11 protein-coding genes are annotated in these 12,354 nt (G+C 35.8%); 3 read left to right on the top strand and 8 right to left on the bottom strand.

Annotated elements, in window-relative coordinates; translation table 11 throughout:
• Positions 1–83: 83 nt before the first annotated feature.
• A complete protein-coding gene (gene recJ, locus FNW52_RS04075) occupies positions 84–1,772 on the top strand; it encodes a single-stranded-DNA-specific exonuclease RecJ (protein ID WP_143376184.1) in 1,689 nt (562 codons plus the stop codon).
• An 11-nt stretch (positions 1,773–1,783) separates the two neighbouring features.
• Entirely contained in the window at positions 1,784–3,052 is a 1,269-nt protein-coding gene (locus tag FNW52_RS04070) for an MFS transporter (RefSeq protein ID WP_143376183.1), read from the top strand.
• 182 nt (positions 3,053–3,234) lie between these two features.
• Here FNW52_RS04070 and FNW52_RS04065 read toward each other — a convergent pair whose 3' ends face one another.
• The 3 genes from FNW52_RS04065 to FNW52_RS04055 are packed head-to-tail and all read right to left on the bottom strand — an operon-like array spanning position 3,235 to position 5,191.
• Positions 3,235–3,915, bottom strand: coding sequence for a GNAT family N-acetyltransferase (locus FNW52_RS04065; RefSeq protein WP_143376182.1), 681 nt, complete (start codon positions 3,913–3,915; stop codon positions 3,235–3,237).
• 51 nt (positions 3,916–3,966) lie between these two features.
• Positions 3,967–4,722 (bottom strand): UDP-2,3-diacylglucosamine diphosphatase, encoded by a 756-nt coding sequence (locus FNW52_RS04060; protein ID WP_143376181.1) that lies wholly within the window; start codon positions 4,720–4,722, stop codon positions 3,967–3,969.
• Between the two features lie 4 nt (positions 4,723–4,726).
• Positions 4,727–5,191, bottom strand: coding sequence for a 6-carboxytetrahydropterin synthase (locus FNW52_RS04055; protein ID WP_143376180.1), 465 nt, complete (start codon positions 5,189–5,191; stop codon positions 4,727–4,729).
• Between the two features lie 508 nt (positions 5,192–5,699).
• Here FNW52_RS04055 and FNW52_RS04050 point away from each other — a divergent pair.
• Positions 5,700–7,373 carry an Ig-like domain-containing protein gene (locus FNW52_RS04050; RefSeq protein ID WP_143376179.1) on the top strand — a complete coding sequence of 558 codons (1,674 nt, stop codon included), beginning with the start codon at positions 5,700–5,702 and terminating at the stop codon, positions 7,371–7,373.
• On the opposite strand, the gene FNW52_RS04045 is transcribed toward FNW52_RS04050, so the two are convergent.
• From FNW52_RS04045 to FNW52_RS04025, 5 genes are all read right to left on the bottom strand, one after another.
• Complete coding sequence (locus tag FNW52_RS04045; RefSeq protein ID WP_143376178.1) at positions 7,365–8,129, bottom strand: nitrilase family protein; 765 nt, start codon at positions 8,127–8,129, stop codon at positions 7,365–7,367. The genes FNW52_RS04050 and FNW52_RS04045 overlap by 9 nt on opposite strands.
• A gap of 121 nt (positions 8,130–8,250) precedes the next feature.
• Positions 8,251–9,012 carry a succinate dehydrogenase/fumarate reductase iron-sulfur subunit gene (locus tag FNW52_RS04040; protein WP_143376177.1) on the bottom strand — a complete coding sequence of 254 codons (762 nt, stop codon included), beginning with the start codon at positions 9,010–9,012 and terminating at the stop codon, positions 8,251–8,253.
• Positions 9,013–9,053: 41 nt separating this feature from the next.
• Positions 9,054–9,410, bottom strand: coding sequence for a four helix bundle protein (locus FNW52_RS20945; RefSeq protein WP_255515477.1), 357 nt, complete (start codon positions 9,408–9,410; stop codon positions 9,054–9,056).
• A gap of 45 nt (positions 9,411–9,455) precedes the next feature.
• On the bottom strand, positions 9,456–11,465 hold the full coding sequence (locus tag FNW52_RS04030) for a fumarate reductase/succinate dehydrogenase flavoprotein subunit (RefSeq protein ID WP_143376175.1): 2,010 nt from the start codon (positions 11,463–11,465) through the stop codon (positions 9,456–9,458).
• Between the two features lie 12 nt (positions 11,466–11,477).
• Positions 11,478–12,143 (bottom strand): succinate dehydrogenase cytochrome b subunit, encoded by a 666-nt coding sequence (locus FNW52_RS04025; RefSeq protein WP_143376174.1) that lies wholly within the window; start codon positions 12,141–12,143, stop codon positions 11,478–11,480.
• Positions 12,144–12,354: the final 211 nt, after the last annotated feature.

The following is a 12,354-nucleotide window of genomic DNA, read 5'->3' as shown; positions in this document are numbered from 1 at the left end:
AAAAAATTAAATTCGTATTCTAAAGACTCTCGCTAGAATGCGACGCTCTTTTTTACATCCAATTTATCAAACTCCTTTAAAAAATGCGTTGGACTCTAAAGCCAAAACCCGCTGAAGAAAAAATAAAGCACTTAGCTCAAGTTTTGAATGTAGAAGAATTCATCGCTACTTTATTAATACAAAGAGGCATTGAAACTTTTGAAGAAGCCAAACAATTTTTTCGACCAAGTTTAGACGATTTACACGATCCTTATTTGATGAAGGATATGGACAAAGCGGTAGAACGCATCGAAAAAGCGATTGCCAATCAGGAAAACATCCTCGTATTTGGCGATTATGATGTAGACGGAACCACAGCAGTATCTCTAGTTTCGTCTTATTTAAGAACCTATTACCCCAACGTTGCCACTTATATTCCAGATCGCTACGCCGAAGGTTATGGAGTTTCTTATAAAGGAATTGACTTTGCCGATGACAACGGTTTTTCACTCATCATAGCCCTAGATTGCGGGATTAAATCTATCGATCATGTCGCTTACGCAAAAGAGCGAAACATTGACTTCATCATTTGTGACCACCACAGGCCCGGAGCATTTTTGCCCGAAGCCATTGCTGTTCTGGATCCAAAGCGAGAAGATTGCGAATATCCTTATGACGAATTGTGTGGCTGTGGCGTAGGTTTTAAACTCATTCAAGCACTCGGAGCCAATAGAAACCAAACCATAGAAGATTTAGTATTATACTTGGATTTGGTAGCCACGGCAATTGCTGCGGATATCGTTCCCATGACGGGCGAAAACCGAGTATTGGCTTATTTTGGATTGCAGGTTATTAATGCAGAACCAAGACCGGGAATCAAAGCATTAGTGCATCAAGTAAAAAAGAAAACGCTCGACATTACCGATGTTGTATTTATAATTGCCCCCCGTATCAATGCTGCAGGTCGCATCAAACATGGTAATCATGCAGTAGAATTATTGACCGAATTTAATTTTGAACAAGCCCAACAATTCGCTTCCGAAATTGAGCAATACAACTCTGATCGAAAAGATCTGGACAAACAAATTACCAAAGAAGCGCTCCTACAAATAACCGAAAATCAAGAAGAAAAAAACTTTACGTCGGTGGTTTTTCAAGAAGATTGGCACAAAGGAGTCATTGGAATTGTAGCTTCTCGATTGATTGAAACCTATTACCGTCCTACGTTGGTCTTTACAAAAAGTGGAGATAAATATGCCGCTTCAGCACGTTCCGTAAAAGGATTCGATGTGTACAACGCACTCGAAGCTTGTTCCCATCATTTAGAACAATTTGGAGGTCACATGTATGCTGCTGGTATGACTTTAAAGGAAGAGAACTATCAAAATTTTAAAAATGCTTTTGAAAAAACAGTACAGGAAACCATCCAACCCGATCAACTAACTCCGGAAATCACGATTGATTCCGAAATTGATTTTGACGACATTTCACCAAAATTAATTCGGATTCTAAAACAATTCGAACCTTTTGGCCCCTTAAATATGACTCCTGTTTTTTTAACCAAAAAAATAAGAGACACCGGCTACGCCAAAACACTAGGTTCTGAGGATGAGCATTTAAAGCTATTTGTAAAGCAAAATGATTCAGATGGATTAACAGCAATCGGTTTTGGATTAGGGAACAAAAAAGATTTAACGGGCAATCAAAAAGAATTTGATGCCGTATATTGCATCGATGAAAATGAGTGGAATGATAAAGTGAGCATTCAATTACGATTAAAAGATATTAAATAATAGCAGTTACTATGAAGAAAAATGACCCCTACGCAGCCCTGAGATTTAAAGAATTCAATACCTTTTTGCTTATTCGATTTTCCATGGTTTTTGCCTGGTCCATGCAGTTTATCATCATCGAATGGGAAGTTTATAGAGTAACAAAAAGCGCTTTATCCTTAGGAATTATTGGTTTAATGGAAATCATTCCAGCCATCGCTATGTCACTATTTGCGGGACACATTGTCGATCAAAACGAAAAAAAAGGTCTTTTATCAAAATGCATTTTGGGATTCTCTGTAATTAGTTTGGGATTATTCTTGATCACTTGGCCAAAAGTAAACACTGGTTTGCCAACAACTACTATTCTATACACCATTTATTCCTTAGTGTTTTTCGGAGGGATTGTTCGTTCGTTTTTAGGACCTACCGTTTTCTCCCTTTTGGCATTAATAGTTCCCAAAAAAGCGTATTCAAACGCGGCTACTTGGAGTAGTTCCGTTTGGCAAGTAGGCTCTGTAGTAGGGCCAGCCGTAGCCGGTTTCTCCATTCTTTTAATCGGAGTGCATTGGTCCATGAGTTTGGTTCTTGCGTGTTCCCTTTTTGCTTTAATACTACTAACCCAAATTGGAAAAAAGCCTATTTTAAACCCAAAAATTGGCGAACCTGTTATGGAAAGTTTGAAAGAAGGAGTCAAATTTGTATACAACAATAAATCTATTTTAAGCGCTTTAACCCTTGACATGGCAGCTGTTTTATTTGGAGGAGCAGTAGCACTATTACCCATTTTTGCGTTGGATATTTTAAAAGTAGGCCCGCAAGGATTTGGATTTTTAAGAGCCGCTCCTGCAGTTGGTGCCATTTTGACCATGTTTTTTACAGCATACGTTCCTTTGAATAAAAATGCCGGAATGAAACTACTGGCAGCCATTTTCTTATTTGGGGTATGCATCATTATATTTGGACTTTCAACCGTATTTTGGATTTCACTTTTGGCCTTATTTTTCAGTGGAGTTGTTGATGGCGTTTCGATGGTTATTCGACAAACTATTTTGCAACTTAAAACTCCCGATCACATGCGAGGTCGCGTAGCCTCGGTAAATTCTATATTTGTGGGTTCATCCAATGAGTTGGGTGCTTTTGAAAGTGGATTAACCGCAAAACTGATGGGAACCGTTACCGCAGTAGTATTTGGCGGAAGCATGACACTTATCATTGTACTTTTCACGGGACTTATCTCCCCCGAATTTAGAAAACTAGATTTACAAAAAGATTTGGAAGATCATGAAAAACACGAGTAATACCTTTTATCGGTATAAACAAATCCAATCATTTAGGCTTTTTTTAAACGTAGGAGAAATATAAGATTCATTTAAGTTAGACTATTTTGAATTCACAAATAGTCTAACTTAAATGTTTTTGACTTTCTGTTACTTGTTTGCAGTATTGCTTGGAATCGATTACTAAATAAGATATCCCGTTACTACTTCTTGACAATATTCCAAACGCTTATTTTTGTTCGGGTTTGAAAACCTAATTTTTCATACAGCTTGATTGCTCCAACATTAGACTCAGCTACATGCAAGAATGGGGTTTTATTTTGTTCGAGAATAGCATTAACAACATGAGTGACTAATTGTTTTGCATATCCTTTTCCGGTATGCTCCGGATGCGTAATCACTGCACTTACCTCAGTGAATTGATCCATTTGCATTCTTTCTCCTGTTACGGCAACAAGTTGATTGTTTTTGTAGATTCCATAATAATTACCCAATGAGGCGGTCTTCTTTTTGAAATAATCTGGATACACAATTTTAACCAATCCTAATAAATCGTCTAAATGCTCCTCTCCTAATTTCACAATCTGATCTTCGATAGTAGCCTCTATTTTGGAGCGAATAATCATTTGCAAACAGATTAATTCATTACTCAGTTTTAGGTTATCGGGAATATTTGGTTTTTGTCCTATAATGAAAAAGCTGTTAGTTAGTTTAGCATATTCAGAAAGGGAGTCTTTTATATTGTCAAGCGCAATAAAACCCCCGAAAGGACAATAATCGGGATGATAAAACTTTATAGATCCACAATCAATTCCAAAGTTTTTATGCGTTTCGGATACGGAATACCAAACGGGATTGTCTAATTTATTTTCACCTGTTGCCATGTTTATTATATTTAAAAAATACAGAAAATGAGTGTAGTAAAACCGTGGAATTTATCCAAACTTTTTAACCTCGAATGTTTCACCATCAAAAACCCCATAGGTAAAATAACTGATCCAATCGCCCAGATTGACATATTCTGAATTTTCTCCTACCGATTTTACCATTGGCAAATGACGGTGGCCAAAAACAAAATAATTATAATGTTTGGATTCTAATTTTCGTTTGGCATAAAGGATGAGCCATTCGTTTTCATCACCCAAAAATTTCACGTCTTCGTCACCCGAAATCAATTTATTTTTGACCGAAAGGTATTGTGCCAATTTGACTCCAATATCAGGATGAAGCCATCTAAAAAGCCACTTAGAAAACGGATTGGTAAATACTTTTTTCATGCGTTTGTACCCTAAATCTCCGGGTCCTTTACCATCACCATGACCAATTAAAAAAGTCTTATCGCCAAAAGTAAATTCTTTGTTATCATGATAAACAGGAATGTTTAACTCGGTTTCAAAATAATCGGACATCCATAAATCATGGTTACCCACAAAGAAATATACAGGAATACCGCTGTCTCGAATTTCGGCTAGCTTGCCTAGAATCCGAACAAACCCTTTTGGAACAACGGTTTTATATTCGAACCAAAAATCAAATAAATCGCCTAAAAGAAATATAGCTTCTGCATCATCTTTTACCGCATCAAGCCAAGCCACAAACTTTTGTTCTCTAGGAAAACTAAGTTCCGGAGTTGGCGCACCAAAATGCTGATCGGAGGCGAAGTAGATTTTTTTATTATTGGGTAATTGCATGAAGCTAAAGTATAGATTGTTGATTGTCGCTTGCAAACCATTCGGCAAATGAAGATTCTGTTTCTTGCAGTTTCAAAGAAAAAAGCTGAATGTTTTGAGGCAATCTACGGATGATTCGTTGAGAAAAATCGACTACCATATTTTCACTTGTTGGCTGATAATCTACTAAAATCACATGATGCCCGCGGTTTTTCAATTCATTTGCCAACTCAATATGTGGTGTCGTTTCATTAAAAACGGTAGCATGATCAAATTGATCTACAATCTCTTCTTTTACAATCTTTTTTAGATCCGAAAAATCAATGACCATACCAAATTTCACATTGTTACGATCCGTAATTGGTGTTCCGATAACGGTTACCGATAATTTATAACTATGACCATGCACATTTTTACATTTCCCATCATACCCGTATAAGGCGTGACCGGTTTCGAAACTAAATTGTTTGGTAATTCTAATATTGCTCATCGAAGATCTATTTTGGGTGCAAATTTAATGAATTAGCTTGAGAAATGGTCAGTAAATGTGGGGCAAACGTTTTTGTCTTGTTATTACGCAAAGATTCCCGAAGTACTCGCAGCCATTCACAAAGATTTTTATAACTGTCCATAACTTATCTCAAAGCTCCTATTTTAACTAAATAGAATTTACAAGAAAAAAAGCGTGTGTGTTTTTTAACCATATAAGAAATATAAGTTCATAGAAGCAAACTTAAATGAACTTATATTTCTTATATGGTTAATTTTAAGATGGAAAATAAATTTCTTGTTCCCGTGAAGCCCTAGCCCTGATGGAAACGGCATCCTTTTTATGAGGCTCCCGATAGCTATCGGGATTCTCGCCTCATAAAAAGATATAGTGTACAGCAGGAAATAGCTCCTCCCTTCGGCTTAGCTCAGGGTGCCAAATAAAATTAAAAACATTTCGATTACAGTAAATATAATTGTTATTTTGTAGAATCAAATTTTAGCGCATTATGTTGAAAAACAATTTTAAATATATTTCTCTTTTACTACTGGTTCTTTGTGTGAGTTGTGCCAAAAGAGGTACGATTACAGGCGGTTTGAAAGACACTATTGCCCCGACATTAAAATCCAGTTTCCCAGAAAATTATTCTGTTAAATTTCAAGGCAATAAAATCAAACTTGTTTTTGACGAAAATATCAAGCTTAAAAATCTAAACAAGCAATTGATTATTTCGCCTCCGATGAAGAATGAACCGTTAATCATTCCGACGACTCCAACAAAAACACTAACCATTACCTTAAAAGATACTTTGCGTCCCAACACAACTTATAGCTTGAATTTTGGACAAAGTATAGCCGATAATAACGAAGGAAATCCATTTAATCAATTCAAATATGTGTTTTCTACGGGAGATTATATTGATTCTTTGGCACTGGGCGGTAGAGTAAAAGATGCGTATGATAAAGAAGTTGCTTCTTTTGTTTCGATTATGCTGTATGAAGCGAATGAAAAATTTAACGATTCTACCATTTACAAAGAAAGCCCTCGATACATTACCAATACTTTGGATAGCTTGAAAACGTTTCGATTGGAGAATTTAAAAGCGGGGAATTATTATTTGATTGCTTTGAAAGACAACAGTGGAAATAATAAATTTAATCCCAAATCAGACCGAATTGCATTTAACAAACAAATCGTAACCATTCCAAACGACACGGTTTTTGAATTGGAATTATTCAAAGAAGCATTGCCTTTTAAAGCATTCAAACCTACTCAAGCCTCTGGAAACAGAGTTTTACTTGGCTATGAGGGTAAAATCAGAAAAAATGAAAAACCAAAAATCATTTTAAAGAACAAAAACCAAATTCTACCTATCGTTGTTACCAAATTTGCCAAAAAAGATTCTTTACAGGTTTGGTTTAGACCCTTGAAAGCAGATTCTCTTTCTTTAAATATTGAGAAAGATAAATATAAAAAAGATTTTTCTTTTAAAATCAAAAATCAAAAAAATGACACTTTGAGCCTAAAAGCCATTCAGAGTGGTATATTGAATTTTAGAGAGCGATTCACTTTAGAATCCAATACTCCTTTGGTATCTTTTGACAATTCGAAAATGAAATTAATCAATAAGGATTCGGTTGCAGTTCCCTTCACTACAGCTTACGATGATTACACCAAAGAATTATTCATTGATTTTAAAATAGAAGAAGCTCAAAAATACAGTTTGAAATTTTTACCAGGTGCTGTTACTGATTTTTTCGAAAAAAAGAATGACACCTTGACTTTTACTACCAGTACAAAAAACAATGCAGATTACGGAAATCTAACCGTGAGTCTGAAAAACGTGGATCGTTTTCCTGTACTTGTAGAATTGACCAATGAAAAAGGAGATATAATTTCGGCAAGCGAATATACAGAAAGTAAAACGGAAATTGAATTTAATCTTCTAGAACCAAGTTTATATACACTTCGGGCGATTTATGACGATAATAAAAACAAAGAATGGGACACAGGAATTTATCTTGAAAGAAAGCAAGCTGAAGAAGTCGTTTATTTTTCCAAAGCAGTAGATGTCCGAATCAATTGGGATGTCAACCAAGCTTTTGATCTAAGCATTCCTTATACTCCAGAACCCAAAAAGAAAAAAGAGAAAGAAAAACCGAAATCAAAAGGGTCATTTTAATACAAAAGGATCTCGATCATTTAAGAAATTGAACTTCTTTCTAGCGAGAAGCAATTCGGCTTTATTAAGTTCGACTATAAAAACCCCTTTATTCTCTATTGGTTCCAAAATGTAATCTCCCAAGAAATTGACCACTTGGGTGTGTCCATTGTATTGGTACCCGTTATCATCTTCGCCTATTCTATTGACGCCAATGGTATAACTCATGTTTTCTATGGCACGGGCTTTGAGTAAGGCATCCCAAGCGTTTATCCTTATTTTTGGCCAACTGGCCACATAAATCAATACATCATATTCTTCGGCATTTCTAGCAAAAACAGGAAAACGCAAATCATAACAAACTAGCGGACAAATTTTCCAACCCAGATATTCAACGATTATTTTTTTGTTGCCACCCGTATAGATTTTATCTTCTCCAGCAAGAGTAAACAAATGTTTCTTATCGTAAAACTGAACTTCGCCTGAGGGGAAAACAAAAACCAATCGGTTGTAGAAATTTCCATTCTCAGTGACTACTAAACTTCCCGTTATGGCGCTATTTTTGGCTTTCGCCAAAAGTGCAAGCCAAGTTAGGGTTTCGCCATGCATCGTTTCCGCAACATGATTTGGCTTCATCGTAAAACCTGTGGTAAACATTTCGGGTAGCACTATTAAATCAACAGCATAAGTAATGGCATTGATTTTTTTTTCGAATGCATTTCTGTTTTTTTCTGGATTTTCCCAAAACAACGGCGATTGGATAAGTGCGATTTTCATTCTGACAAATTTGCTGTTTCACAAAGATACACAAAGATAAAAAGAGATTCACAAAGGTTTTATACAAACAAAAAACGCCCCAATTTCTCGGGACGTTTTTGATATAAAATATATTGAATTACTATTTAAAACTTGCAGATAAATACTCTCTGTTCATACGAGCAATATTCTCTAAAGAAATTCCTTTTGGACATTCTATTTCACAAGCTCCAGTATTGGTACAGTTACCAAAACCTTCTTCGTCCATTTGACGCACCATGTTTAACACACGGTCTGTAGCTTCAATTCTTCCTTGTGGCAACAACGCATATTGCGATACTTTTGCACCAACAAATAACATAGCCGAACCATTTTTACAAGTCGCTACACAAGCTCCACAACCAATACAAGCCGCTGCTTCAAAAGCTTTGTCAGCGTCTTGTTTGTTAATTGGAGTTGCATTGGCATCGATAGTGTTTCCAGAAGTATTCACCGAAACGAAACCTCCAGCTTGTTGAATTCTATCAAAAGCTGTTCTGTCTACCACTAAATCTTTAATCACAGGAAAAGCAACAGAACGCCAAGGTTCTACAACAATTGTGTCACCGTCATTAAACATTCTCATGTGCAATTGACAAGTCGTGATTCCCGTATCTGGACCGTGTGCACGACCATTGATATACAAAGAACACATACCACAAATTCCTTCACGACAATCGTGGTCAAATGCAATAGGTTCTTTTCTTTCGTTTACTAATTGCTCGTTCAATTGGTCTAACATTTCCAGAAATGAACTGGCTGTAGAAACATCATTTAATTTGTATGATTCCATTTTTCCCTTTTCTTTGGAGTTTTTTTGACGCCAAATCTGTAGGGTTATATTTATATTTTTTGCTGCGCTCATAATTTTTATTTTTAAAGTGATTAGCTTTTAGTGATTGGTTATTAGCCTTGTAATTTTGCAGAAAAAGCATTTATCATTTTGCTTTCCTCTTCAATTAAAAAATTTATTCTTTCAAAAGAACTAATGTCTGTAATGAAATCAAGTTCTTTTGCGATAAGCAATTGTGTTTCTAATTCGTATAAAGAACCCCTAGAAATACTCAAAAAATGATTCAATGATTTATCTCCATTTCTTCCATATCCTTCTGCAATATTTGACGGAATAGAAACTGCTGCTCTTTTTACTTGACTTGTCAAAGCATACATTTCTTCTGAAGGAAATTGTTTAGCAATTTTATAAGTTAAAATCACAATTTGAATTCCCTTTTGCCAAATTAATAAGTCTTTATAAGATTTCATATTACTCATTTATTTTGCCATTCACTAATTACTAATCGCTAATTACTATTTATAGTTTCTAGCTGCGATTTTAATAAACTCGTATTTCAATTCTTCTTTGTGAAGTTCCGATTTTGTAACGTCGTATCCTTTGTTTTCCCAAGCTCCTACAAACGAAAAGTTTTCGTCATCACGAAGCGTTTCTCCTTCAGAATCTTGGTATTCTTCACGGAAGTGACCTCCACAAGATTCTTTACGTTGCAAAGCATCCATAGCCATTAATTGTCCTAATTCGATGAAATCGGCAACACGAAGTGCTTTTTCCAATTCAGGATTCAATTCATCTGAAGTTCCAGGAACATAAACTTCTTTGTAGAACTCTTCTTTCAAAGCAGCAATTTCCGAAATGGCTTCAATTAATCCTTTTTCATTACGACCCATCCCAACTTTATTCCACATAATATTTCCTAAAAGTTTGTGGAAGTGATCCACTGTTTTAGATCCATTATTAGACAAAAATTTGTTGATTTGCTCTTTTACATTATTTTCAGCAGCTACGAATTCTGGCAAATCAGTAGAGATTTTTCCAGTACGAATATCACCTGATAAATAATCAGAAACCGTGTAAGGCAATACGAAATAACCGTCAGCCAAACCTTGCATCAAAGCCGAAGCTCCTAAACGGTTCGCTCCATGGTCAGAGAAGTTAGCTTCTCCCGCAACGAAACAACCTGGAATAGTAGATTGTAAGTTATAATCAACCCAAACACCACCCATTGTATAGTGAACTGCAGGATAAATTTTCATTGGAGTTTCATAAGGATTCTCATCCGTTATTTTTTGGTACATCGTAAACAAGTTACCGTATTTTTCCTCCAACCATTTTTTTCCTAAGGTAAGAATTTCTTCTTGCGAAGGATTATGATTTCCTTTGGCGTAAGCTGTTTGTTTTCCTTTAGATTGAATCTCTGTAGAGAAATCCAAATAAACTCCTTCATTGGTATCATTAGCTTCAATTCCGTGACCTGCGTCACAAACCTCTTTTCCTGCTCTTGAAGCCACATCACGAGGCACTAAGTTACCAAATGCTGGGTATTTTCTTTCTAAGTAGTAATCTCTATCTTCTTCTGCAATTTGTGTAGGCTTCAATTTACCTGCACGAATCGCTTCTGAATCTTCTTTTTTCTTTGGAACCCAAATACGTCCAGAGTTTCTTAACGACTCTGACATCAACGTCAATTTAGATTGATTGGTTCCGTGAACTGGTATACAAGTTGGGTGAATTTGTACATAACAAGGATTTGCGAACAAAGCTCCTTGTTTGTGAATTTTCCAACCAGCAGTTACATTCGATCCCATTGCATTGGTAGATAGGAAATAAACATTTCCGTATCCTCCTGTTGCAATAATTACAGCGTGAGCAGAGTGTCTTTCTAATTCTCCAGTAATCAAGTTACGAGCAATGATTCCACGAGCTTTTCCATCAACCTTTACCAATTCCAACATTTCGTGTCGGTTGTACATCTCGATTTTTCCTAACCCGATTTGTCTTGATAAGGAAGAATAAGCTCCTAATAGCAACTGTTGCCCTGTTTGTCCAGCAGCGTAAAAAGTACGTTGTACTTGTGTACCACCAAAAGAACGGTTATCCAACATTCCACCGTAATCGCGGGCAAAAGGAACTCCCTGAGCCACACATTGGTCGATGATGTTTCCAGAAACTTCAGCTAAACGGTGTACGTTTGCCTCACGTGCTCTGTAATCCCCACCTTTAATTGTATCATAAAACAAACGGAAAGTACTATCTCCGTCATTTTGATAATTTTTTGCTGCATTGATTCCTCCTTGTGCTGCAATGGAGTGCGCGCGACGTGGAGAATCTTGGTAACAAAAAGCTTTTACATTATAACCCATTTCGGCAAAAGACGCTGCTGCCGAAGCACCCGCTAATCCTGTCCCTACAACGATAATATCTATTTTTGGTCGGTTGTTTGGTGCAACTAACTTTAAGTGGTCTTTATAATCAGTCCATTTTTGTGAAATGTGACCTTCTGGTATTTTAGAATCTAACTTCATTATAGATTGATATTAATTATTAAAGTGATGAAATAATGCAATGAAAATAAATCCAAAAGGAACTATAATTGCAAAAGCATAACATATTTTATGCAATGACTTTCCGATTTTGCTGTCAAATCCTACTGATTGCAAAGAGGATGTGAAACCATGCCAAAGGTGTAATGCCAATAATACGAAAGCTACAGAGTACAATCCTGTGCGAACTGGGCTTTCAAATTTAGCAATTAATTCACCGTAATATCTAGTTGGATCTATTGCGTTAACCTCTACATATTTATGCATTATTTCGTGCAACCAGAAATCATACATATGCAATCCTAAAAAAGCCAATACCACCAACCCTGAAATAATCATGTTTCTAGATGCCCATGATGCATTTGATGCACCATCGTACTTTGCATAAGCAATAGGCCTAGCATTTCTATTTTTCAACTCCAATACAAATCCCATAACGAAGTGAAAAACAACTCCTGCAATCAAGATAGGTTGCATTACAAATTGGATTAGCGGATTATAACCCATAAAATGTGACATCGCATTATACGTATCAGCACTAAAAACTGATATGAAATTAACAAAAAAGTGTAGCGATAGAAACATAATCAAAAAAAGTCCTGAAAGCGCCATAGCTACTTTTTTAGCTATAGACGACTTCAATATTGCAGATTTTGCCATAATAGTATAAATGTTTTATTTTTTTTAAAAGTCCAACAAAATTAGGTTAATTAGGAAAGAATCACAACGATTTAGCGCTCTTTGGTATGTTATTTATAATCATTTTAAAGTGCTTGCCCGAGAAATCATCAAGTATTCTAAAACCAATCACTAACACTGTAACAACCAGAAAGTTACTTCAATAAAACTTTAAAAAAATAAAAACAACACT

This window comes from Flavobacterium sp. ZT3R18 (genome assembly GCF_007097385.1).
Lineage (GTDB): Bacteria > Bacteroidota > Bacteroidia > Flavobacteriales > Flavobacteriaceae > Flavobacterium.
The sequence above is the reverse complement of the archived record's forward strand: the minus strand, read 5'-3'. Positions and strand labels throughout refer to the sequence as shown.